Annotated in this window: 21 protein-coding genes; 3 read left to right on the top strand and 18 right to left on the bottom strand. The window is 57.0% G+C overall.

Features of this window, described 5'->3' with window-relative positions; translation table 11 throughout:
- Position 1: 1 nt before the first annotated feature.
- A complete protein-coding gene (locus AC1RMF_RS16205; RefSeq protein ID WP_493142718.1) occupies positions 2-844 on the bottom strand; it encodes an SDR family NAD(P)-dependent oxidoreductase in 843 nt (280 codons plus the stop codon).
- Between the two features lie 40 nt (positions 845-884).
- Positions 885-1,778 carry an amidohydrolase family protein gene (locus AC1RMF_RS16200; protein ID WP_493142713.1) on the bottom strand — a complete coding sequence of 298 codons (894 nt, stop codon included), beginning with the start codon at positions 1,776-1,778 and terminating at the stop codon, positions 885-887.
- Positions 1,779-1,883: 105 nt separating this feature from the next.
- On the opposite strand from AC1RMF_RS16200, the gene AC1RMF_RS16195 reads away from it, so the two are divergent.
- Complete coding sequence (locus AC1RMF_RS16195; protein WP_493142708.1) at positions 1,884-2,777, top strand: LysR family transcriptional regulator; 894 nt, start codon at positions 1,884-1,886, stop codon at positions 2,775-2,777.
- Positions 2,778-2,949: 172 nt separating this feature from the next.
- Positions 2,950-3,132 (top strand): Tn3 family transposase, encoded by a 183-nt coding sequence (locus tag AC1RMF_RS16190; RefSeq protein WP_493142982.1) that lies wholly within the window; start codon positions 2,950-2,952, stop codon positions 3,130-3,132.
- 377 nt (positions 3,133-3,509) lie between these two features.
- Here the strand turns inward: AC1RMF_RS16190 and AC1RMF_RS16185 are convergent, their stop codons facing one another.
- The 10 genes from AC1RMF_RS16185 to AC1RMF_RS16140 all read right to left on the bottom strand — a co-directional run bounded on the left by AC1RMF_RS16185 (position 3,510) and on the right by AC1RMF_RS16140 (position 15,830).
- The gene (locus tag AC1RMF_RS16185) at positions 3,510-4,295 is read right to left on the bottom strand and encodes a molybdate ABC transporter substrate-binding protein (RefSeq protein WP_493142704.1); all 786 of its coding nucleotides are present in this window, start codon (positions 4,293-4,295) and stop codon (positions 3,510-3,512) included.
- Positions 4,296-4,346: 51 nt separating this feature from the next.
- The gene (pcaF, locus tag AC1RMF_RS16180; RefSeq protein ID WP_493142701.1) at positions 4,347-5,552 is read right to left on the bottom strand and encodes a 3-oxoadipyl-CoA thiolase; all 1,206 of its coding nucleotides are present in this window, start codon (positions 5,550-5,552) and stop codon (positions 4,347-4,349) included.
- Between the two features lie 42 nt (positions 5,553-5,594).
- The gene (locus AC1RMF_RS16175; RefSeq protein ID WP_493142699.1) at positions 5,595-6,923 is read right to left on the bottom strand and encodes an MmgE/PrpD family protein; all 1,329 of its coding nucleotides are present in this window, start codon (positions 6,921-6,923) and stop codon (positions 5,595-5,597) included.
- Positions 6,923-8,980: a 3-hydroxyacyl-CoA dehydrogenase NAD-binding domain-containing protein gene (locus AC1RMF_RS16170; RefSeq protein WP_493142695.1), complete on the bottom strand. Its 2,058-nt coding sequence runs from the start codon at positions 8,978-8,980 to the stop codon at positions 6,923-6,925. The genes AC1RMF_RS16175 and AC1RMF_RS16170 overlap by 1 nt, the downstream gene beginning before the upstream one ends.
- Position 8,981: 1 nt before the next feature.
- A complete protein-coding gene (locus tag AC1RMF_RS16165; protein ID WP_493142693.1) occupies positions 8,982-9,845 on the bottom strand; it encodes an alpha/beta fold hydrolase in 864 nt (287 codons plus the stop codon).
- A 14-nt stretch (positions 9,846-9,859) separates the two neighbouring features.
- The gene (locus AC1RMF_RS16160; RefSeq protein WP_493142692.1) at positions 9,860-11,959 is read right to left on the bottom strand and encodes an acetate--CoA ligase family protein; all 2,100 of its coding nucleotides are present in this window, start codon (positions 11,957-11,959) and stop codon (positions 9,860-9,862) included.
- Positions 11,952-12,776 (bottom strand): enoyl-CoA hydratase/isomerase family protein, encoded by an 825-nt coding sequence (locus AC1RMF_RS16155; protein WP_493142690.1) that lies wholly within the window; start codon positions 12,774-12,776, stop codon positions 11,952-11,954. Before AC1RMF_RS16155 ends, AC1RMF_RS16160 begins: the two co-directional genes overlap by 8 nt.
- Positions 12,777-12,804: 28 nt before the next feature.
- Positions 12,805-13,803: a tripartite tricarboxylate transporter substrate binding protein gene (locus tag AC1RMF_RS16150; protein WP_493142689.1), complete on the bottom strand. Its 999-nt coding sequence runs from the start codon at positions 13,801-13,803 to the stop codon at positions 12,805-12,807.
- Positions 13,804-13,908: 105 nt separating this feature from the next.
- The gene (locus AC1RMF_RS16145; RefSeq protein ID WP_493142687.1) at positions 13,909-15,408 is read right to left on the bottom strand and encodes a tripartite tricarboxylate transporter permease; all 1,500 of its coding nucleotides are present in this window, start codon (positions 15,406-15,408) and stop codon (positions 13,909-13,911) included.
- Positions 15,408-15,830 carry a tripartite tricarboxylate transporter TctB family protein gene (locus AC1RMF_RS16140; protein WP_493142685.1) on the bottom strand — a complete coding sequence of 141 codons (423 nt, stop codon included), beginning with the start codon at positions 15,828-15,830 and terminating at the stop codon, positions 15,408-15,410. Before AC1RMF_RS16140 ends, AC1RMF_RS16145 begins: the two co-directional genes overlap by 1 nt.
- A 216-nt stretch (positions 15,831-16,046) precedes the next feature.
- On the opposite strand from AC1RMF_RS16140, the gene AC1RMF_RS16135 reads away from it, so the two are divergent.
- Positions 16,047-16,799: an IclR family transcriptional regulator gene (locus AC1RMF_RS16135; protein WP_493142684.1), complete on the top strand. Its 753-nt coding sequence runs from the start codon at positions 16,047-16,049 to the stop codon at positions 16,797-16,799.
- Here the strand turns inward: AC1RMF_RS16135 and AC1RMF_RS16130 are convergent.
- The 6 genes from AC1RMF_RS16130 to AC1RMF_RS16105 are packed head-to-tail and all read right to left on the bottom strand — an operon-like array spanning position 16,789 to position 22,067.
- Positions 16,789-17,664: a Pnap_2097 family protein gene (locus tag AC1RMF_RS16130; protein WP_493142682.1), complete on the bottom strand. Its 876-nt coding sequence runs from the start codon at positions 17,662-17,664 to the stop codon at positions 16,789-16,791. The two genes, AC1RMF_RS16135 and AC1RMF_RS16130, sit on opposite strands and share 11 nt — an antisense overlap.
- Positions 17,661-18,953: an MSMEG_0569 family flavin-dependent oxidoreductase gene (locus AC1RMF_RS16125; RefSeq protein ID WP_493142680.1), complete on the bottom strand. Its 1,293-nt coding sequence runs from the start codon at positions 18,951-18,953 to the stop codon at positions 17,661-17,663. The genes AC1RMF_RS16130 and AC1RMF_RS16125 overlap by 4 nt, the downstream gene beginning before the upstream one ends.
- 47 nt (positions 18,954-19,000) lie before the next feature.
- Positions 19,001-19,288: an MSMEG_0570 family nitrogen starvation response protein gene (locus AC1RMF_RS16120; RefSeq protein WP_493142679.1), complete on the bottom strand. Its 288-nt coding sequence runs from the start codon at positions 19,286-19,288 to the stop codon at positions 19,001-19,003.
- Positions 19,269-20,522: an MSMEG_0565 family glycosyltransferase gene (locus AC1RMF_RS16115; RefSeq protein ID WP_493142979.1), complete on the bottom strand. Its 1,254-nt coding sequence runs from the start codon at positions 20,520-20,522 to the stop codon at positions 19,269-19,271. The genes AC1RMF_RS16120 and AC1RMF_RS16115 overlap by 20 nt, the downstream gene beginning before the upstream one ends.
- Before the next feature lie 16 nt (positions 20,523-20,538).
- Positions 20,539-21,513, bottom strand: a complete 975-nt coding sequence (locus AC1RMF_RS16110) for a sll0787 family AIR synthase-like protein (protein ID WP_493142678.1) — start codon at positions 21,511-21,513, stop codon at positions 20,539-20,541.
- Positions 21,510-22,067 (bottom strand): MSMEG_0567/Sll0786 family nitrogen starvation N-acetyltransferase, encoded by a 558-nt coding sequence (locus AC1RMF_RS16105; RefSeq protein ID WP_493142676.1) that lies wholly within the window; start codon positions 22,065-22,067, stop codon positions 21,510-21,512. The genes AC1RMF_RS16110 and AC1RMF_RS16105 overlap by 4 nt, the downstream gene beginning before the upstream one ends.
- Positions 22,068-22,080 lie beyond the last annotated feature (13 nt).

Here is a 22,080-nt window from a genome sequence, read left to right as displayed (position 1 = left end):
GTCAGTCGCAGCGCGCCGACATGCCGCCGTCGACCAAAATTTCGGTCCCGGTTACAAAGCGAGATTCATCGCATGCGAGATACAAAGCCGCATTGGCCGTATCCCGCCCGTCTCCCATAAATGGAAGAGGTATGCGTGACTGACGCTGCTTAAGCAATGCATCCACGTCACCTCCTGTGCGCTGTCCCGCCAGCCGGACTTCGACCATTGGTGTGTGGAGTTGCCCTGGAACCACCGTGTTCACGCGAATGCCCTGCTTTGCGTACTGCACAGCCAAAACCCGCGAGAACTGTATGATGCCCGCCTTGGTCGCCGCATAAGCGATCTGGGCAGAACCCGTCCAGCGAATGCCCGATGTGGAGGAGATGTTGACAATGGAACCACCTCCTTGTGAAATCATGTGTGGCAACACATGCTTGCAGGTCAAGAACACGCTCTTGAGATTGAGATCAACCTGACTATCCCAGACGTCTTCACTCATCTCTATCGGCCCACCCTTGGCTGAACCGCCCACGTTATTCACCAGAACATCAATGCGACCAAACTCGCCAATGCAACGCACTACCATCTCTTCAATCGACATGCTGTTGGTAACGTCACAACTTCCCGCCACAAAGGTATTGCCTGCTTCGGCCACCATCTGAGCCGTCTCAGTCAGACGCAGGGAATCACGATCGACACCGTAGACGCGCGCGCCCTCTTGTGCAAAACGTACCGCGATGGCCCTGCCATTGCCCCATCCGGGCCCGACTGAACCGGCACCGGTTACCAGAACCACCTTACCTTGTAGGCGTCCTTGGGTTGTGGGTGAAGATGGGTTGAAAGTGGATGAGGAGATGGTCATGGCGGATATTTATGTTTTGAAATTTGTGACGCGAAGTGGATTAGGGTGTAAAGCGATAAAGGCTCAGCGGGTTCTGCACCAGCAGCCGGTCTAATAGGTGTGGTGTTGGAGCAATCCGGGCCAATGCATCCACCAGAACACCGTCATCTGGAACATGCGTATGGTTGGGGTGTGGCCAATCTGTTCCCCATACGCATTGATTGGGATAGCTTTGCACCAGTAAGTTTGCAAGGGACACCCCGGCCGCGTAAGGCGGATTGCTGTCCGCATGGGGGTCAATACGGTCAATGCCGCTGACCTTGACGTAGAACTTGGGATTCTTCAACAGCGCATGCAATGCGACGAAATCGGGATGCTCAGGACCAAGTGCAGCATCAACACGCCCCATGTGATCCACCACAACGGGAACAGCGCTACGTGCCAACGCTGGCGCCAGGGCGTGTACCAGGTGACTTTCGAAGTGCACTTGCAGATGCATGCCCACTTCTTTGAGGCGCGAGGTGAGAGCCAGTACATCTTCCACGTCAGCTGTTCCTGAAAGGTGGCTCATAAAGTTATATCGCACACCCTGAAATCCCGCAGTTGCCAGGCGCTTCAATTCGGCATCGGACACATTGGTGGGTACCAATGCCACACCCAGATAGCGCCCTTGACCTGCCGCAATGGCGTCTTCCACCACACTGTTGTCAAACCCATGAATCACCGACTGCACGATGACGCAACGTTCAACACCGAGCTTCTGGTGCAAAGCAAAGAGTGACTCCTTCGGCGCATCTACTGGCGTGACGTTGCGCTGCTCTGCAAAGGCAAAGCGTTCAGCGGGTCCAAAAACATGTACATGGCTATCGCAGGCCTGGGCAGGGAGTCGCAGCGTTGGCCTTGCCGGACTAAGGCTATAGGTCAGCGCCGGAGGTAAAGAGATTGGATCATTCATGTGGTCAATTGTGGGGATTTGTAAGTGCCTTTAGTTCTGCTTTTAACAAATAGCAGATATTTGTAAAATGCATTAACTGACTCTCGTTCAAAGAAATGACAAACCATGGATCTGGCGCGTTTGCAATACTTCGTCGCCGTCGCTGAGGCAGGCAGCTTCAGTCGCGCTGCGGCGGCCCTCCATCTGTCACAGCCGGCGCTCAGTCGGCAGATTCTGTTGCTCGAGGAAGAAGTCGGGCAGAGGTTGTTCGACCGCACAGGTCGGGGAGTTGAAGCAACCGAATCAGGGTTGGCATTGCTGGAACACGCGCGCAACATCTTCGATTTGGCAGACAGGGCCCGCATCGATATGCGCGAACGTCAGCTGAATCCGCGAGGCAGACTAACCATTGGCTTGCCTCCGCGCGTTGCGCATGTGCTGACCGCAGATCTGGTAGAGCGGTTTCACGCGCTATTCCCCGAGGCGGCCATCACGGTAGTGGAAGATCTAAGCATCCGGCTGCGCGAGTGGCTTGTGGCGGGGCGTATTGATGTAGCCATCCTATTCGACCCACCAACCTCGCCACAATTGCATCACGAAACGCTGGTCCGCGAACCACTAGTTCTCATCAGCGCTCAGGTCCTGCCGCGTCGCATGCGCCTGGCAGATGTGGCTGAGCGCTCGCTGGTGATGCCAAGCGCCCCGAATGCCTTGCGCCAACTTCTTGAGCAAAACACCCGTCCCCGCAATGTGCCCTTGAGGCTGGTTGCGGAGGTCGACTCCGTACAGACTGTTCTTTCCTTGGTCGCGCGTGGTGTTGCTGACACCGTGCTTCCGCTCAGTGCAACAAAGGCATGGTCCTACACCAAACCACTCTACGTGGCCACCATTTATGCACCTGCCATACGTAATCAACTGGTTCTGGTGGTACCGACTGCTCGTCCGGCAACGCGTCTAAGCCGATTTGCCAGTCAGGCTCTGCGCGAGTTGGTGGCCACGCATTTCGCTAGCCCTATTTAGGCGGGATATCCAGGCCGCTTTTCTTCAATGCTTCAACGGCAGCGGGCGAGGAGAGGAAGTTGAAATTGCAGACATCTGAAGAAAATTGAATCTGCAGTGGCGCGCAAAACGCCTCCTCTAAAGGCGCCGACTGAGTCCCTTTGTAGCCACTACTTGCGTGAAAGCCGCATTAATGTACTTGCTGGAGTGGATCATGGACGAATCACTGCGTCGCACGGTCCATAAGGGGACTACCAAGATTGAACGACACCACAAATCCGCAAAGCACCTCGCCTTCGGTTTTGGCGGTCACCGTTCTTCCTCAAACACGCAGAAGTGCAACTCACGCTGTACCTGCGTCGTGTCGGCAGGCTGAAGAACCCGGGGCCCGAGCGTGTTCGCGTTGTCGAAGGCGACGTGCCGTACAGCACCGCCCTTGTAGCGGCCATGCGGGGGCAAGATGTGGTCTAAGCAGATATCCTATGCACGAAAGTCATTCACAAGAGAGGTGGCCGAGGTCGACTCCCTACAGACTGAATTTTCATTTGTAGCAAACAGGTTTGCTGGCACGGTACTTCCAGTGAGTGCAACTAAAGCGTGGACATACGCAAACCCCTCCCAGTGCCGCTACACGTGGGCCAACTCTCCGCACCCAATTGGTTCTTTTTGTCTTTACTGCTCACCTCGCAACACGCCTACGTCGATTTGCTAGTCATGCATTTCGCGAGATGGTCACTACAAATTTCTCCATAGCTACTTAGTCGGGATTTCCAGACCACTCTTCCTCAACGCATCAATTGAAATAGGTGAGGCAAGAAAGTTCAAGAAGCTTTCAGCAATATCCTTATATGCGGATTTTGAAGAAATTGCCGCCGAAACTACGCTGACTTTCTGCAGCTCGTCCGGCAATGGCCCGACGACGGCGACTTGCGGCTCCAGTCGCAATTCGCTGACTTGCTGAATACCAAGCTCAACATCTCCGTCGGCAATAGCGTCACCGACAAATTTTCTGCCCAGAATGACTTTGCTCTTGCCAGCCACCTCGTCTTCAATACCAAGCTTGTGTAACAGCACGTTGGAGACATAACTTCCGCTGGCCCCTTCCGAGTAACCGATGGATTTGGCATTCAAAAGTGTCTGACGCAGGGACGAAACCGTGGATATGTCGGGTAAATCGTGTCCAACCTTAACGCCTACCCCAATTTTGGAGATGGCAACGTCTCTTCGCTCAAGTCCGACAAAATATCCGTTGCGGATCAACTCATCCATACCCGAACTGACCATGATGAGTATGTCAAACCGTTCGCCATTTCGAATGCGAACCTGACTTGCCTCGGGTGAAGTACCGGAAGAAGGCCCCCAGGACATGAATATCTTGTGGCCCGTATTGCGCTCAAACTGATCGGATATTTCCGTAAAGGCACCTTTCAAAATGCCAGTAGTCAATATCCTCAATTCAACTGCCGATGCACCGCACGACAAGATAAGTATCCCAATTGCAACGACTGCTTTAGACACTTGTTTAAGAAAAGTTTTCATAGGTATAGAACGTGATTTTTGAAACGTTTCGACAAGAATAATTGTTCGTCGCTACACCCGTTCCAGGATGACGGCGATGCCCTGCCCCACGCCAATGCACATGGTGCAAAGTGCATACTTTCCGCCTGTTCGGTGCAACTGATTGATTGCAGTCATTGCCAGCCGAGCACCGGATGCACCGAGAGGATGTCCCAGCGCAATTGCGCCACCATTGGGGTTGACACGGGGGTCATCGTCGGCCAAACCTAGATTCCGAAGCACGGCTAAGCCTTGCGCCGCAAAAGCTTCGTTCAGTTCGATAACATCAAGATCCGCCAGAGACATTGCGGCCAATTCAAGCACTTTTCGTGTAGCTGGAGCCGGCCCGATTCCCATGATGCGAGGAGCCACACCTGCAGTGGCCATTGCAACAATGCGAGCGCGCGGCACCAATCCTTGGTGCCTGGCCGTGGCCTCGTTTGCCAACAACAATACGCAGGCGCCATCATTGACTCCGCTGGAATTGCCCGCAGTTACGGTGCCATCGGGGCGGACGACGCCTTTGAGCTTGGTCAGGACTTCCAGTGTTGTATCGCGCGGATGTTCATCCTTGTCCACAATGAGCGCGTCGCCCTTCTTCTGCGCAATCATGACGGGGGTGATCTCCATATCGAAAAAGCCGCTGCGTTGCGCAGCCAATGCCTTCTCCTGAGACGCCAGGGCCATTCGGTCTTGTGACGCGCGGTCTATGCCGAATTCGGTGGCGACATTTTCAGCCGTTTCTGGCATGGAGTCCACGCCATAGCGCTCTTTCATCTGCTGGTTGATGAAGCGCCATCCAATCGTGGTGTCCTGGATGCTGTTTACGCGGGAATAAGCACTCTCTGCTTTTGGCAATACAAAGGGTGCACGGCTCATGCTTTCTACGCCACCTGCGATCATGAGACTTGCTTCGCCGCTCTTGATCGCTCGCGCGGCGGTTCCCAGCGCGTCCAGGCCAGATCCGCACAGTCTGTTGACGGTTGAACCCGGCACCTCCAATGGCAAACCTGCAAGCAGCGCGCTCATGCGGGCCACGTTGCGGTTGTCTTCTCCAGCCTGGTTGGCACAACCATAGATCACATCGGTCACCGCCTGCCAATCTACTTGCCTATTGCGCTGCATGAGTGCTTTCAGAGGAATGGCACCGAGATCATCGGCACGCACGGATGACAGGGCGCCGCCGTAGCGACCAAATGGTGTGCGAATGGCGTCGCAAATGTAGGCATGGTTTGTCATGAAAACTTTCTGAGTGGGTTGCAATGAATGAACGATGGTTGCTTACCAGTCCAGTGCGGGAGCGCTCTCCAGTGCCCATAGGCGGGTCAGCAGGGTATGGGCGGCGGCACTCCCGATCACCGGCGAAGCCAGTTCGATCAGCTTGCCTTCAAGCTCATCGTCACTTAGCGGTTCCTCGGGGTCACCCTTGCGGTTGGGTTGAAGGTAATTCAACTTGCGGCCATCTGTGGTCTCGATTTCGATGCGCGCAGCCCGTCTGGCAGGGAATGCAGCATCCAGTTCCGGGTCCACTGCCACGGTCAATCGCTCCATCAGGGCACGGGTGGCCGGATCGTTCAGGCGTATGGGTTCGTAGGCCGCCAGGCGCACACTGCCGTGTACCAAGGCGGACGCCACCACATAGCTCAGACTGAACCGCGCTTCGTTCTCGGATGTCGGCCGCTCATAGCAGGCAATATCCAAAGCTGGTCGGTAGGTCGCCACATGCACCTTTGCCATATCCGATGTTGCCAGGGCATGTAGGCGCTGCAACGCCAGCGCACCATCGATGGCAGCGAAGGTATGGCCGCAACCGATGTGGTTCTTGAACGTCAGGCGCGTAATATGAAAATCGTGGCCCAGCGTTGCTCCGGCTTGTGTCCAGTCGGGGCCGGTACTCATCGCTTGCCCCAAACCGGTCTCGCCATCGAGCACATCCAGTGAGCCTGTCAGGCCAACGTGCGCCCATTTTGCGGCCAGCAGTCCGGCTTCGGCCGCTCGTCCCGCATGCAGGGGTTTGGACATCGAGTCCATGCGAAAGGCCTGTTGCAGACCCGCTGCGAATGTGGCCGAGGTGGCCAGGGCATGGGAAAACCCAGGGCCATCCAGGCCGAAGAGATTTCCTGCAGCGCAGGCAGCGCCAAAGGTGCCGACCGTTCCGGTACTGTGCCAATACTGATAGTGCCGTCTTCCCAAAGTCACGCCAATGCGTGTGGAAATCTCGTATCCCAGAACCACACTGCGTAGGAATTCCAGTCCAGTGGCCTGGCGATCCTGACCCGCGGCCAGGGCGGCAGCGATGGTGGCAGCGCCTGGGTGGTACATGGCTTCGCGAAAGCTGTCATCAACCTCCGCGGCATGCGCTGCCGTACCGTTGATCAATGCCGCCGTGCGTGCCGTTGCGTGCCGCCCAAGGGCCAGGCGTGCCCCACCATGGTCCAAGTCTTCCGTCAGCGAAGATTCCAGTATCTGCACGGGCGGTGACGCCAGACCAGGGTAGAGCGAGGCATACCAATCAATCACCGCCCGCTTGGCGTGATGCAGCACCTCCTCGGATAGCGGTTGATGACAGTATTGCTCCGCATATTCGGCGAACATTTGCGTTGCGTACATCAGTTGCTCTCCTTGTCCCAAAGGTGGCACACCTCACCACGTACAAACCCCGGACCGCTGATCTCGGCCAGCCAGTCAATGTCTTTCTCCAGGAGGTCCCGGCCACGCTCACGTGCCCAGAAGACTGCACCACCTTCCCAGCGAGGAAAGCCGTATCCATTGACCAGTACCACGTCCACGTCACTGGGCCGTTGTGCCACACCTTCACTTAACAACAGAGCCGCCTCATTCACCATCGCCAGCAGTGCGCGACGGCAGATTTCCTCTGCGCTCAGGTCACGACGCAGCAAGTTCTTGGCCGCACTTGCCGCATCGATGATGCGGTGCACGGCATCATCCACTTGCCGACCCTTCGCTCCACTTTCGTAACGGTAGTAGCCTGAGCCGGTCTTGCGTCCCAGGCGTCCGGCTTCACACAACTGATCCGGGATGTGGACATAGCGCGCCATCGGGTCTCGGTTGGCTGCCTGTGCCTGGCGCATTCGCAAGGCAATGTCCAGACCAGACATGTCTGCGACCGCAAAGGGTCCCATGGCAAAGCCAAATGCCTCCAAGGCAGAGTCCACCTGTTCCGGGTAGGCACCTTCTTCCAGCATGAACTCACACTGGCGGCGATAGGCTGAATAAATGCGGTTGCCGATAAATCCGAAGGCATTGGCAGTCACCACAGGCAGTTTGCGCAGGCGCTTGGCAAAGGCCAATCCTGTTGCCAAAGCATCGGGGGCAGTTGAACTGCCGCGCACCACTTCAAGTAGCCGCATGACGTTGGCGGGGCTGAAGAAGTGCAGACCGATCACGTCTCGTGCACGTGCAGTGGCAGTTGCGATGGCGTCCAGATCCAGGTACGACGTGTTGCTGGCCAACACCGCGCCCGGGCGCGCGTAGGCGTCGATCTTCCTGAAAACTTCCTGCTTGACCGTGATTTCCTCAAACACCGCCTCTATGACCAGATCCGCCTGTGTCAGGGTGGACCAATCGGTCGTTGGCAGCAGATGGGCTTCGCGTTCAGCGACTACGATCTCTTTCAATTTGCCCGCCTGAATGCGCCCTTTGTAGTATTCCTGAATGCGACCAACACCACGCTGCAGGGCGGCCTCGTCCTGCTCCAGCAGGGCTACCTGCAGACCTGAGTCAAGCGCGGCAATTGCGATACCCGAGCCCATGGTGCCCGCGCCAATCACTACTACCCTTTGCACATCGCGTGGAGCCACATTGACCAAAGCCGGCTGCTTGGCCGCATCGCGTTCGGCGAAAAACTGGTGTCTAAGTGCATGCGCATCCCGGGACACGCGCAACTGCTGAAATACAGATCGCTCTTGGACCAGTGCTTGGTCGATTGGCAGGTGTTCGGAAGCGCGAACGGCTTCAATGGCAGCACGTACGGCTGGTCTGTGCCTGCCAGCCTTGAGGGCGGCGCTGCAGGCCAATGCGACCTCGTTCTCATCAGAGGTTGGCACGGCCTGATCACGTAGGCGCGACTTGACTCCTGCCAATCCGCGCGCGTAAGCCACGGCCGAAGCACGCAGGTCACCCGTAACTTGCTGGTTGATCAATCCCAAGGCAAGCGCTTGTGGACAGGCCACCCGCTCGCCACTGCACACCATGTGGATCGCACGCACAACCCCCACGAGGCGCGGCAGCCTTTGGGTGCCACCTGCACCAGGAATGATGCCCAGGGTGACCTCTGGCAAGCCAATCACGGTGCCGGGACTTGCGACGCGGGCATCGCAGCCCAGCGCCAGTTCAAAGCCGCCGCCCAACGCAGCGCCGTGCAGCGCGGCGACCACCGGTTTGCCACAGTTTTCAATTGCTGCAATGACACTGGGAAGCTGCGGCTCCTCCAGCGGTTGTCCGAATTCGCGCAAGTCCGATCCGGCGATGAAGGTGCTGCCGGAACCGATGAGCACCGCTGACTGCAGGCGGTCATCAGCCTGGAGGCATTCTATTGCATCCAGCAGGCCGCGGCGGACATCTGCCGACCCTGCGTTGATAGGCGGGTTGTCAATCACCAGCACGGCTACATCGCCGTCCATTTGCATCTGCACTTTGGTCGTCATATCAACTCTCTGAATCTGCGCTGAACCAGTTCAGCAGCAAATGGTTTGTGATGTCGGCACGTTCATACTGGACCCAGTGCCCCGCGCCTTCAATGAGATGGGTTTTGCATCCTGGGAGCTGCTCGGCAATGGACTTGGAGAGGATCTTTGGTTCCGCCGTCACGTCGTGCTCCCCCCACGCCAGCAGTGCCGGCAAGCCGGTCCTGCGCAGTGTGTCCAACAGGCTGCCGCCCTGTGAAAGCTCTTTGCTGCGAAAGCGTGTGCGCAGGCAGGACTGGGTGTGGATGTGCACTGCCAAGGTATCGATGGCAGCCGCTTGGGTGTGCAGCATATGCACCGAAAGGTTGTGGCGCATGGTGTCTTCCAACATACCCGCGTTGACAGTTTGCGCATGCGCTTTCCAGTTGCGTAGTTCGCCACGTGGGCGTCGCCGTCCGGTGTGACCCGCCGGGCCCAACAGGGCAAGGCGACGAACCGAATGGTTCTGGGCCGCAATATGCGCTGCAACCAGGCCACCAAACGAAAAACCCGCCAGATCAACACGCGCTTGCGCGCCAATCAACTGGCTCATCGTGACAATCAATGGCTCCACCAGTGCGGACAATCCTTTGCCGTGTAATGGTGGAGCAGAGTCGCCATAGCCCGGCATATCGGGAATCCACACTGCATGGTGTGAGGCAAGGAATTCGATATTCCGAATCCAATGCAGCCAGCTTCCATGCCCACCATGCAGCAGAACCAGAGGGCTGCCTTCACCCAGTCCGCGCCAGCAGATTCGGTCACCCTTATGCTCGACATATTCGCGTCGGACCAAGCGGTCCAGGCGCGAGATACTTTCCACGATCGATGCGTCGTCTGCCAGCATGAATGTGCGCAACGCTAGTGCGCCAGTACGGCTACGCCGTCTGCAGCTCGAACGCCTTGCCCGGCGGGCAGCACAAAGACCGGGTTGATTTCGGCCACTTCCAGCCGGCCTCCCAGTTGGGCCGCCATTTGTGAAAATGCCACAATCGCGCCGACCAGCGCATCCACGTCGGCCAGAGGGCGACCACGAAAGCCGTTCAGCAGCGGCCATGTCTTGAGGGACTGAACCATGCCCAGAGCTTCTTCCCGGCTCAGCCCGCCGTGTGGTGGCAACAACCGCATCGTGGTGTCCTTGAAGAGTTCCGCCGTAACCCCACCCATACCCAGCAATATGGCCGTGCCCAATGGATCACGGTGCATGCCCAGAATCAGCTCCGTGCCGCCGGAAACCATTTCCTGAACCAGGAAACTGCGTGGCTCAATGCCAGCTTTGAGGCGAACTTCGTTGCGCATTTCGTTCAAGCGCGCACCGATTTGTTGTGATGGAACATTGACCGCAACACCGCCCACGTCACTCTTGTGCGTTATCTCGGAAGACAGAATCTTGAGTACCACGCGGCCATTCAGAGAGCTAGCTGCCAGTTGGGCCTCGGCTGCGCTGGTCACCACTATTTCCCGCGCACAGGGCACGCCAAAACGCATGAACAGTTGTTTGGCCTGTGCCTCATCGAGTGAGCCTGAGGGTAGGTCGTCGATGGACACCTGCCCGTTCGCGGCAGTTGGCGCCGGGGGTTCTTTCCAGCGTGCGCTTTGCAGCATGCCGGTCAGTGCAGTGGTGCAACTTTCAGCAGCTGCAAATGCGGGAACGCCACGTTGCGTCAACATGGCCGCCACTTCGGGTGCGTGGGGGCTGACGTAAGCAATGACCGGCTTGTCGCTACCGGGCAGACAGTCTTCTATGGCGCCCACCATGAGCTCTGGCATCGCCAGACTGGATGAGCCTACGATGATGGTCAGCGCGTCGTAGCTGGGGCTTTCCAGCAAAGCCCGAATGGCACCGCGCAGCAAATCAGGTTGCAGGCCAGCCAACGTAACGTCGATAGGATTGCGGTCCAGTGCGGCATGGTCACCGGTCTGCAGTGCGCGCAATCGCGCCGCGGTCTGTTCATCCGGTGCAGGTGTTTCGAAGTTGGATACGCCCAGGCTATCTGAAACCAAAGTCCCGGCGCCACCCGTCGAAGTGAGAATGGCCATGCGGTTGCCCCGCAATACCCGCCCTGTAGACAGCGCGGCGGGGATATCCAGCAGGTCACTGAACGATTGCGCGCGAATCACACCCACTTGATGGAACAAGGCGTCGTACATCCGGTCTGCGCCAGCAAGGGCACCAGTGTGTGAAACGGCTGCTTGCGCCCCTGCTTCGGAGCGGCCAATCTTGAAGGCAACGACGGGCTTGCCGGCGCGTGCAGCCTTGAGCGCTGCAGCACGGAACTTCTCCGGGTTGCGCACGCTTTCCACATACAGGGCAATCACCCTGGTTGCAGGATCGTCGGCCAGATAGTCCACGAAGTCAGCCAGGTCCAAATCGACCTCGTTGCTGGTAGAAATCAACTTGGACAAACCAATGCCACGCGGCGCAGCGCGCGACAGAAGTGCACCCAAGATCCCACCGCTTTGTGACACCACGCCAATGGAGCCGACAGGGAAATGGTCCATCTCGAGCGCACCGCTGGCTGACAATACGATGTTGTCGGTGAGATTCACCAATCCGATCGTGTTGGGTCCGAGAATGCGCATGGAACCTGCTGCCTCGATGAGTTGTGCCTGGCGGCGCATGCCGACCTCGCCCGTTTCGGAATAACCACTGGCCAGAACAATCGCGGCAGCTGTTCCCAGTTCGCCGAGTTCACGCACGGCGAGGTGGGCACGTTCGGCGCCGAGCAAAACGATCGCCACATCCGGCACTGCCGGCAAAGAAGCAATATCGGGGTAGCAGCACAGACCGCCAATCGATTCCACCTTGGGGTTTACCGGATAGATATCACCCGAAAAACCGTGCTTGCGCAAATAGGCAACCGGGCGACCGGCCGTTTTGTTGGCGTCCCCGGACGCGCCGATGACTGCCACACTGCGCGGCTGTATCAATCTCGCAATGGAGCTCACTGTATCAACCATGGATCTTCCCCTCTTCACTTTTTACGGCGCCTTTCTCCGCTGACTTGGCCAGGAAAGCCAACACGGAATTGCGGTGTTCGGTACTGGTGTAGCAAATGCCTTGCGCCTGACTGCCCTGCGCAAATACCTGCGAAGCTGACATTTCAAATGACTGGTTTAGGATGGTCTTCCCCAAAGCCAATGCGGTGGGCGATCCACTACCCAGTTCAGCCGCCCACGCCTGTGCATCGGCCACCAATGTCTCAGTATTGGCTTGCCGGTCTGCGATGCCCAATTTCAAGGCTTCGGCCGCGTCCACTTTGCGCCCGCTAAAGATCAGCTCTTTGGCCTTGGCCAGGCCTACGCGGCGTGGCAGGAAGTACATTCCTCCGCCATCGGGAATGATTCCACGGTGAATGTAGGACCATGTAAAGCTGGCGGCATCGCTTGCGATGACAAAGTCGCACGCCAGTGCCGTGTCTGCTCCCAACCCGGATGCCGCGCCATTTACCGCCGCAATGGTCGGCTTGGGCATGGTATGCAGCAACATCTGCGTGTGGTGCACGCGCTGCTGGCGATGCCAGCCATTGAATGCAATTTCACCGGTCGGGGCGTTCATTCGACGCTCCATTCCCGCCACATCGCCACCTGCGCAAAAGCCCTTCCCGTTGCCGGTGAGAACCAGGGCACGGATGGACTTTTCATTTGCAACACGTTCGAGCGCTTCGATGAATTGCGTACGCATGTCATCGCTCATCGCATTGCGCTTCTCCGGTCGATTGAGATAGATGGTGGCGATTCCGGAATGAATCTGCAGGTCAATCAAAGAGGGGGTCATTTGGTGCTTCCTTGTGTGTTTGCCGGTATCAGTCGGCGGTAATGTTTGCTGCCTTTACAACCTTGCGCCAGCGTGTCTCTTCGTTCTTGATGTAGCGATCAAACTCCTCAGGTGTGCCGCCCTCGACCACCAGGCCTTCGCTCTCCACTCGCTTCTTGAACGTGTCTGAAAGTACTGCTTTGCGCGCAGAGGCATTCAATCGGGCAATGACGGCAGGCGGTGTCCCGGCGGGTACGAGCAATCCGTACCAGCTGTCAGCCACGTAACCAGGTACTCCGCTTTCCGCAATCGTCGGAACTTTGGCAAGAAGCAGTGTCTGTGATCGCTCTGCCGTGGTGACCCCCAGTGCGCGCATGCGTCCACTTTCGATAAATGCACCTACCGCGGATGCAGTGGCAAACATCATGTCCACTTGGCCTCCCAGCAAGTCATTGAGTGCAGGGCCGGCACCCCGATAGGGGACATGGGTGATGTCAGTCTTGGTCAGGCTCTTGAATAGTTCTCCGGCGAGATGGGCCGAAGTGGCGGGACCCTGTGACGCAAATGACAACTTGCCCGGCTTGGCTTTGGCTGCAGCAATGACGTCCTGGACCGTCTTGAACGGGCTGTCCGCCTTGACCACCAGTACGTTGGGCGAGCGACCAACGAGCATCACAGTCGAGAATGCTCTTTCATGTACGTAGGGCAGCTTCGGTTGAATGCTGGGATTGACAGCGTGCGCCATGGTGGCCATGACAAGGGTGTATCCGTCGGGCGGACTCTTGGCAACAAAGTCAGTTCCGATGATGGTGCTGCCACCAGGTTTGTTGTCGATCAAGACGGGCTGTCCTAGATCCTGGGCCATCGCAATTCCCATTGTTCGTGCCACCAGGTCGGTACCACCGCCGGGCGCAAATGGAACAACAATACGCACTGGCTTCTCGGGGTACGCCGCGAAGACGGAAACGGAAGCAGCTGCTTGGATTGCTGTGGCCCAAGCAAGTGCACTGAAGCACTTGCGCAGTGTGGAAGTTAGACCGCTATGCATGAAATGTCTCCTAGTTTGAATAAGAACTACGAATCCGGGCTGAGTCTTCCCGTGGCGAGCCATCCAAGATGGGCCTGCCTGTCTACAAAGGGTATGGATACCGACTTACGGGGAATGTGAACTGATCGGTCTACGGCTTTTGGCGAAGAAGGTAAAGATCTGCCACACAACAAAGATGGCGATCAGGCTGAACAGAGTTCCGCTGATCGGGCGGGCCACGAATGCGCTGAAGTCTCCGCGACTGATCAGCAATGCACGGCGGAAATACTCTTCCAGCATGGGCCCCAGAATAAAGCCCAGCATCAACGGAGCTGCCTCCATACCCAAGCGCATGAACATATATCCCAGGAACCCAAAGAGCGCCGTGATGTAGATGTCGTCAACGTTGCCATTGATACTGAAAGTGCCTATGCAGCAGAAGAACAGAATTCCCGGGAACAGCACATTGAACGGAATCTTGAACACCGATAGCCAATAGCGCACCAAAGGCACGTTGAGAACAACCAGGAAGCAGTTGCCAATCCACATGCTGGCAACCAGTCCCCAGAATAAGTCGGGATGTTTGGAGATCATGTCCGGGCCTGGTTGTATTCCCTTGACGATGAAGGCCCCCATCATGAGTGCCATGACTGCATTCTCGGGAATGCCCATGGCCATGAGTGGAATGAAGCTTGTACGCGCTGCTGCCTCGTCTGCGGCGGCCTGACCTGCAACACCCTCGATAGCGCCATGACCGATCTCGTCTTTGTGTTTACTAAAGCGTTTATCCACTGCATAGGCGGCAAATTGGGCGATGACGGGCCCACCTCCAGGCAAGATGCCCAGAAAGGAGCCTATTGCGCTACCGCGCAACGCGCTGGGAATGATCCGCTTGAACTCAGGCCATGTTGGCATCAGCTTGATGGTGCCGTTGAACGGCGTGATGTTGCTGCCGTTGTCCAGATTCTTGACGACTTCGGCAATGCCAAAACAGCCCAGCGCAATGCTTATCAACCCGATGCCGTCTGCCAGAAAGGGCAGGTCCATCGTGAAGCGCGCAACGCCACTGTTCACATCGGTTCCCACGGTGCCAAGAAGTACGCCAATCAAGGTCATGGCGAGACCATTGAGCAGGCTCCCGGTCGTGACAAAGCTCACACAAAAGAAGCCGAACATCATCAAGGCGCAATAGTCTGCTGGACCGAACAGAAGTGCCACCTCGCCCAGCAGCGGGGCAAGCGTTGCCAGAACGACAATTGCAACGGTGCCACCGATGAAGCTAGAAATGCCTGCGGTGAATAGTGCCAGGCCTGTCTTGCCTTTGAGCGTCATTTGGTAGCCATCGATACACGCAACGATGCTGCTGGCGTGTGGGATCTTCATGGTGATGGCGCTCACGCTGTCACCATATTGCGCACCATAGTAGATGCCCGCCAACATGATGAGTGCCCCGTTGGTAGGGATTGAATAGGTCAGCGGCAATAGCAAGCTGATGGTGGACAAGGGCCCCAGGCCGGGCAATAGCCCTACCAAGGTTCCAACGATGCACCCGATGGCGCAGTACAGGAGGTTCTGAAGCGTCAGTGCACTTTCAAAACCGAATGCGAGGTTGTTGAGGATGTCCATCAGAGTAAGGGCAGATTGAGGCCAAGTGCGTTTTTAAATACAAAAGCAATGGCAATCAGGACGAGCGATATCTTGATATTCCGCGCTATTGAATAGGGTTTGCTGGCGTAGGAGCTGCAGAACACCAGGAAAACAACACCAGCCAGCATGTTGACGTATTGGGACAGTAGTCCGAAGCCGCACAGACTCAGCAAAATGAGAGCGATGTTTCTGACGCTGTAGCTAATGGGCACCGGGGTTACAAAGCGTGACCGCGCAACCGTGACAATGCCAATCAAGAAGACTAGGCAACTTACCAGCAGCGGAAAGAGCGCAGGTCCGGCTCTGCCGAATTCACCAACCTTATATTTCAAAGATGCGAGGCCAAATGTCAGGGCTATCGCCATGATGCATAGGCCTCGCACAAAATTCAGATTTTTCATACGCTACCAATGGTGCCGTAGGCGCTACCAGAACATGCCAGTGGGAGCATGGTTGGAAACGGCAAAAAATGCAGCAAAATTGCATGGGAAGTCACAGATATGTCTCCTATTTGTAGTGGCTTTTAGTCTATAGACCGGTCTTGAAGTACGATACGTGCCATTTCCACCAGATGGAAATGAAATCACCAGAGATACAAGGGAAAACCCTTACTTTTCATGACGCAGTCCACAAATCGTTCGTTGGAGCGGGGTGTTGAAATCCTTCGCTCGTTCAGGCCTGGTGCTGACTTGCTTGGCAACGGAGACCTGTCCGAGAGGACGGGCCTTGCACGCGCAACGGTGAGTCGATTGACGCAAACGTTGGTTGCTGCTGGCCTACTGGAACATGACCAGCAAAAGCGAGCCTACCGACTCGCCGCGCCGATACTCAGTCTTGCTCATGCCATGCGCTCAGGTTCACCCGTGCTGCAGGCTGTAGCGCCCTTGATGAGGCAGCTCGCCGAGAAGCTGAAGATCAATGTGGGTCTGGCCGTGGCCGACCGCGATGAGATGGTTTACCTTGAATCGGTGCGATACAACCGCAAGGTCTCGCTGCGCAATGTGGTTGCCGGACAGCGCGTCCCAATTGAGTTGACATCCTTGGGGCGCGCCTGGCTGGCTGCTGCAACAGATGCGCAACGCCAAGCGATGCTCCTGGAATTCAAGACGCGGCGTGTCGGTCATTGGCGCGCACTGGAGCGTGAAATAGAGGCCGCCATCCAAAGCGTTCGATCGCAAGGATTTTGTGCTGCATCCTGGCAACCTGAAGTAGTGGCATTGGCAACACCGATCGTTGTGAAGAATCACCCCATATACGTATTGAATACCAGCGTCACCACGCAATCTTCTGTGGCAGAAGTAGTGGCTGAACTGCGACAACCGTTGATGAATCTCGCCTCCCAAGTTCGCGACAGTTTGATTAGCCGGTAGTGCTGTGGGCAGGCGCCGGGGTCTTGATTGTCCTGATGTTTGCCATACAGAAACCATCCGAGTGTCGATGCAATGTGCTGTGGTGTGCGTGCTGGCCGTCTACCAGGCATTCGGCCTGCAGGCGGGTACACACCGAATCACCCGGATTGAGATTCCCCTTGAACACCATCTCGCGATTCAACTCATACTTCACGCCAAGCTGAAGCTGCAGTGTTTTCCGGTGCTCCCACTCGGCGCGGTCCGCGATCGATTGAAATGACGAAAAATACAGCAATGCCGCACCATTGAAGTCGTTGTTTGGGCACGGTGTGAAAGTGGACTCGAGCACTTCGTCTTCCATTTCACCAAAGCCCGGAGGCGAAGATGCTCCACGGAGCGAGCGCGCAAGCTGTACAAACTGTTCCGTCTCGCCCGTCAGTTGGGATGAAACGAATACTTGACTTGATCGATCCATGGAAGCGCGGGCGACTCCCTTGTTGTCTCCATTGGAATCGCGACGTACAAATGCCGAAAGCATTTGGACAAGCGCAACCCGGCTTCCATCTAACAGGACTTCATGCCGGCTGTAGTCCTGTGTCCTGCCCACTTCGGTATGGCTGGTGACCATGATAAAGCGGTCGTTCTCCTGAATTTTGTAAAGCCTGGCTCCGCTGATGCGGATGAAAGTGAAGGCGGCGTACACCTTGCGCCCAAGGCTGTCATAGAAATCCGGTAGCAACTGGCCTTGCTGTTCGGCCATCGCCAGCCAGTGGCGGTGGCCGCACTCCTTGAGTAGCCAGTTTTCAGATAGGCCATTCCAACAAAGATGGGGCATACCAGCCACTATGTGGCTGATGCGCGTTGGCTCGGTGAGGTCCCTCTTCATGACAGCAACAGGTCTTCAACTTTGCTGCTACTGTGTCGAGGCGTATTGCCGTCATGCGCCTCGATTTGTTCGGCCATGTAGAGCGCGTCGCGTGCAATGCCGGAGAACCGGCCGGATCCCCAGGTGTAGAGCCACGGCAGGCCCAGGAAATACACGCCTGGCACACCTGTAACGCCACGCACATGGCTTGGCTGCATGCGTCCGTTGAATACGGGCACATCCAGCCAGCTAAAGTCGGGTTGGAAACCAATGCACCAAATAACGCTTGAGATGCCGGCGCTGCGTATATTCAGGCTCAACCGCTCTTCGGTTGGGCTCCAGGGCGCAACATATGTCTCTCCGGCGGGGGCATCTATGCCATGCTGCGCAATGTACTTGTCTATGGACGCATTGATTCCGTTGTATATGCGATCGGCGTGATCCAGGTTGGCCGCCAGATCTCCCTCAAATTGCAAGTCTTCGCCGTCCAGGTCTTTGAGCAAGCCATACAGCTCCATACCTTCGGTGGCAAATTTGCGCAGATCTATGTCACGACCTCCATCACGTCCGGTGACATAGTGATTGGTGTTGTCACGGACGCCTTCGCGCAGAGGATGCTCATGCACCGGCATATCGTAGTAGCCCATATCAGCCAGCCAGTCCACCACGTCCTTGCCGCGGTAGAAACGTGCGCAACGCGGCGCATTGCCTGTTGCCAAGACGACCTTGCGCCCAGCCAAGTGCAAATCCTCGGCAATTTGTGCGCCGGACTGGCCACAACCTACCACCAGCACCGCACCTTCGGGAAGTTCCGCCGGGTTGCGGTATTGCTCGGAGTGAAGTTGGACGATGTCTTTGGGAATGCGCTCCGCCATACGCGGAATGATGGGCTGGTGGTAGCCACCTGAAGCCACCACGACCTGATCAGCCGAGAATGTACCCTCCGTTGTCTTAACTTCGAATCCGTGACTGCCATTGCGTGAAACATGCTGAACTGCGACGCCTTCCAGCATGGGGGCGTTGACATGTTTCTTAAAGCCTTCCAAGTAACTCAGGATTTCATCCTTCTTCATGAAACCATGAGGGTCGTCTCCGTTGTAAGGCCAGCCGGGAAGTGCACATTGCCAGTTCGGAGTCACCAGGCTGAAGGCATCCCAGCGCTGGCTGCGCCAAGCGTGCATGGAGCTCTTTTTCTCAATGACAAGGTGGTCAATGCTGCGCTGTTGCAAATAGTAGCTCAGTGACAGGCCTGCCTGACCACCGCCGACAATGACAACGCCGTGGTGTGGGATGGGTTTGGATGTGGGCATGGGAACTCCTTGGATATAGCTGGAAACTTGTTGGGTAGCGGTGTGGATTACTCGTGAAAGGCAAGTACATGGACTTGCGCATTGGCACTGGATTCAAACTGTGCCGCCTGCCTCTCGATGTGTTGCAACTGGTCCATTGCGGAGGAGCAGGCAAAGCCATATTTGGCTCGCACCCGGTCAGATGCGATGTTCAACGCCTCCCTGGCCTTGGCAACAAATTGGTCTAACGGATAGCTCTGCCCTGGCTGGAAGTAGTCCTTGATGATCAGCGAGGGTGAATAGCAATGGCTTTGCGTGGCGTCTGGCCAACGGACGTCAAAATGCATTTCGGGCATGGTGTGCTCCTGTATATGTTGGCTGAAAGGGTGCGCAGAGCTTTCTTTGCCCAAGGTATGCGCGGTATAGATCGGCGTGGTGGAGGGCACTGGCCGTCCAACTGAAGCGCCTGCATACTTCGGGTGTATGCCTCAAGTGCTTTTTCCACACGGGGTCCATCGCCGCCTGCATTGCCGAAGCAATGGATGTGGCATCCTGCGGGTCGGCCCAGCAGCAATCTGCTTCCCCTAGGTACTCCGTAAAGGGTTGCATGCGGGAAACCACGACGGGTGTGCCGCACGCCAGCGCTTCCAGAACAACCAGACCAAATCCCTCACGCAGAGAAGGCATCAACAGTACATCGGCCGAGCGGAACAGTGCCGGCATGTCTGCGTCGGACAATGCGCCTGTGACAACTACGTCACCCCCTGTGGAGCGCGTCTGCGGATTCAACCCGAAACGCGTCGCTTCGCTGTAGAACGCCCGCGAATAGCCGCTGTGGTCCAACAGGCTGGAGCCGCCCGCAATCAGCAGTTGTGCCATGGGATGCCTCGCGCGCAACTGGGCGAATGCTTGCAGGATGCGTACCGAGTTCTTTCTCTCTTCCACACCACCCACAGCCAGATACACCGGTGCATCCACACCACCACGCAGCCCGAGACGTGCCCTCAACGCAGCGTCTGTGTGATCCGGTATGGCGGTATATCGATCCAGGTCAACGCCATTGCGAACCAGCAGAGGGCGTAGCGCGTGATCGCGTTGCAAGGCTTCACACCATAATTTGCTTACGCAAAAAACCTGCTGAGCCATGCGCATGCCACGCTCTTGCCACTCCATGAGCTGGCTATCGTCAAAATCGTCCAAATGATGAACAGTACGCACAAACCCGTCAATCAATCCCTGCAATTGCAGGTTGGCCAGTGCGTTTGCGCCTATGGGGTCCTGCGCGTGAAATACATCGAATTGCTCGCTCAGCAGCAAGTGCTTTATGTGGCACTCAAATGCGTCCATGCGCGATGAAACCATCCCCACCATGCCGTCTCCGTTTGGCGCTATGGGCACCAATTGCAATCGACAGGGCAGAGGCCGGAACATGCGTTGGCCCGCCATCGCGGGCGCAAAGACCGTTACTGCATGCCCTGCACGGTGCAGGGCGGACGCCAGTTCAAGGGTATGCACCACCCCTCCCCTTGGATTGACAGAATGCGTGAGCAGTGCAATCTTCAAAGGCCATGCGGTGCAATCCGTGTGCATCCTGTCGTCACACAAGCTACGCATGTTCCAATTCACCAGGTGCCAAAATGAACGGTTGAGTCTGCACATTCCACAGCTGGGTGGATTCGCCACCTTGCCTCAGCCATACTTCTGGTGAGGCGCTGACAGCACCTATATCCGCGCAATGGATGCCACGCGCATGAAAGCGTGCCAGTACCGTGTCGACATGCTGCACATCTACGCTGAGTATGAAGCCATAGCTTGGGAACGACTGAAGCCAGCGCAGCAATGGAATCTCATCTGGACAGGGGATGTCATCCACCTGGATTACGGCACCCACCTTGGAGCATTCCAGCAGCATCAGGGCCGTGCCAATCGCCCCGGCCATGCTGATGTCCTTCGCCGCCGCACACAGGCCCTCTTCCGCCAGCGAGGGCAGCACCTCCAGATCACCCCGCAAACGTTCAGGCGTTGCATGTGTGGAAGCGTTCCAGTAGGGATGTGGATCCTGATACTTGCCACGAAGGTCCACGGCCATGAGCAGACGTTGCCCGGGGCGTGCATCAAAGCTAGTGAGCAACTTTTTTGCGCGGCCGACAATGGCCACTGCCAGCTGGCTGCGTTGACTCTGGTGATTGGTATGGCCTCCCACGATGGGAACGCCGTAGCGATTGGATGCGTCCGCCATGCCTTTCAATACCGGTGCACTTTCACCTGCGCCGTGACTCCAGATCGCGTCCACGACGGCCAGCGGGCGCCCGCCCATGGCGTAGATGTCGCTCACGTTGACCATGATTCCGCAGTAGCCGGCGAACCAGGGCATGGATTCGACAAAGTCCTCTACGAATCCTTCCATGGCAAACAGCAGATAGCCGTCGCCATCCGGTATGGCAGCACAGTCATCCCCTATCGCTACCCCGCTGGGGGCAGAAAGGCTTCGCTGCAATACGGACATGGCATCACTGATGTCGCGCTTGTGGACAAATCCACGCCCGGCTCGCAGGGCCTCCGCGAGGACTTGCAATGTCATGGGGCACTCCGGCCGGGAACGGCAAAACCCTGGATCGGGTCATAGCAGGGAGGGTAGTGCTCCAAGTCCGCCTGCATCAAGTCATGCGGGCGTCCATGCAAGATTTGGTTGTGGAGGACTTGCCAGTGGAGGCGCTCAAAAAGTGGCGTGTTCTGGCTTTGCACATGGGCCAGGAAGATCTGGCAACCCCGGGCACGAGCGCTGCTGACAGCCAGTTGGATCAGTGTCGCGCCCAGGCGCCCGTGACGTCGGAACGCCAAGTCCACGGCCAGGCGTGAGCCCCACCAGATTCCGGGTTCACTGCTATGAATGCGCACCGTTCCCACTACCTGGTCAGGCATGGCACCCAGATAGGAAAGCGCTACCAACGTTTGCGCCTGACTATCGATGCTGTCTGAGTCGTCGTTTTCAAATACACCTTGTTCGGCGCAAAAGACATCACGGCGAAGTTGACGGGCCTGGGCGATTTCCCAGGCAGAGTCGGCCCACTTCACCCTGAAGGTGGAAGGGGTGTAGTTCAGCGGAAGGTCACAAAGCAGTTCAGTGGTCAGCATATTCGCTCCCGTT

The sequence above is a fragment of the Rhodoferax sp. GW822-FHT04A08 genome (assembly GCF_058801025.1).
Note: the sequence above shows the minus strand (reverse complement) of the source record. Positions and strands in the feature narration are given on the sequence as shown.

What these genes read in the sequence shown, in the direction of transcription:
- AC1RMF_RS16205 (WP_493142718.1), bottom strand. Translation starts at nt 844, where the DNA reads ATGACCATCTCCTCATCCACTTTCAACCCATCTTCACCCACAACCCAA.
- AC1RMF_RS16200 (WP_493142713.1), bottom strand. Translation starts at nt 1,778, where the DNA reads ATGAATGATCCAATCTCTTTACCTCCGGCGCTGACCTATAGCCTTAGT.
- AC1RMF_RS16195 (WP_493142708.1), top strand. Translation starts at nt 1,884, where the DNA reads ATGGATCTGGCGCGTTTGCAATACTTCGTCGCCGTCGCTGAGGCAGGC.
- AC1RMF_RS16190 (WP_493142982.1), top strand. Translation starts at nt 2,950, where the DNA reads ATGTACTTGCTGGAGTGGATCATGGACGAATCACTGCGTCGCACGGTC.
- AC1RMF_RS16185 (WP_493142704.1), bottom strand. Translation starts at nt 4,295, where the DNA reads ATGAAAACTTTTCTTAAACAAGTGTCTAAAGCAGTCGTTGCAATTGGG.
- pcaF (WP_493142701.1), bottom strand. Translation starts at nt 5,552, where the DNA reads ATGACAAACCATGCCTACATTTGCGACGCCATTCGCACACCATTTGGT.
- AC1RMF_RS16175 (WP_493142699.1), bottom strand. Translation starts at nt 6,923, where the DNA reads ATGTACGCAACGCAAATGTTCGCCGAATATGCGGAGCAATACTGTCAT.
- AC1RMF_RS16170 (WP_493142695.1), bottom strand. Translation starts at nt 8,980, where the DNA reads ATGACGACCAAAGTGCAGATGCAAATGGACGGCGATGTAGCCGTGCTG.
- AC1RMF_RS16165 (WP_493142693.1), bottom strand. Translation starts at nt 9,845, where the DNA reads ATGCTGGCAGACGACGCATCGATCGTGGAAAGTATCTCGCGCCTGGAC.
- AC1RMF_RS16160 (WP_493142692.1), bottom strand. Translation starts at nt 11,959, where the DNA reads ATGGTTGATACAGTGAGCTCCATTGCGAGATTGATACAGCCGCGCAGT.
- AC1RMF_RS16155 (WP_493142690.1), bottom strand. Translation starts at nt 12,776, where the DNA reads ATGACCCCCTCTTTGATTGACCTGCAGATTCATTCCGGAATCGCCACC.
- AC1RMF_RS16150 (WP_493142689.1), bottom strand. Translation starts at nt 13,803, where the DNA reads ATGCATAGCGGTCTAACTTCCACACTGCGCAAGTGCTTCAGTGCACTT.
- AC1RMF_RS16145 (WP_493142687.1), bottom strand. Translation starts at nt 15,408, where the DNA reads ATGGACATCCTCAACAACCTCGCATTCGGTTTTGAAAGTGCACTGACG.
- AC1RMF_RS16140 (WP_493142685.1), bottom strand. Translation starts at nt 15,830, where the DNA reads ATGAAAAATCTGAATTTTGTGCGAGGCCTATGCATCATGGCGATAGCC.
- AC1RMF_RS16135 (WP_493142684.1), top strand. Translation starts at nt 16,047, where the DNA reads ATGACGCAGTCCACAAATCGTTCGTTGGAGCGGGGTGTTGAAATCCTT.
- AC1RMF_RS16130 (WP_493142682.1), bottom strand. Translation starts at nt 17,664, where the DNA reads ATGAAGAGGGACCTCACCGAGCCAACGCGCATCAGCCACATAGTGGCT.
- AC1RMF_RS16125 (WP_493142680.1), bottom strand. Translation starts at nt 18,953, where the DNA reads ATGCCCACATCCAAACCCATCCCACACCACGGCGTTGTCATTGTCGGC.
- AC1RMF_RS16120 (WP_493142679.1), bottom strand. Translation starts at nt 19,288, where the DNA reads ATGCCCGAAATGCATTTTGACGTCCGTTGGCCAGACGCCACGCAAAGC.
- AC1RMF_RS16115 (WP_493142979.1), bottom strand. Translation starts at nt 20,522, where the DNA reads ATGCACACGGATTGCACCGCATGGCCTTTGAAGATTGCACTGCTCACG.
- AC1RMF_RS16110 (WP_493142678.1), bottom strand. Translation starts at nt 21,513, where the DNA reads ATGACATTGCAAGTCCTCGCGGAGGCCCTGCGAGCCGGGCGTGGATTT.
- AC1RMF_RS16105 (WP_493142676.1), bottom strand. Translation starts at nt 22,067, where the DNA reads ATGCTGACCACTGAACTGCTTTGTGACCTTCCGCTGAACTACACCCCT.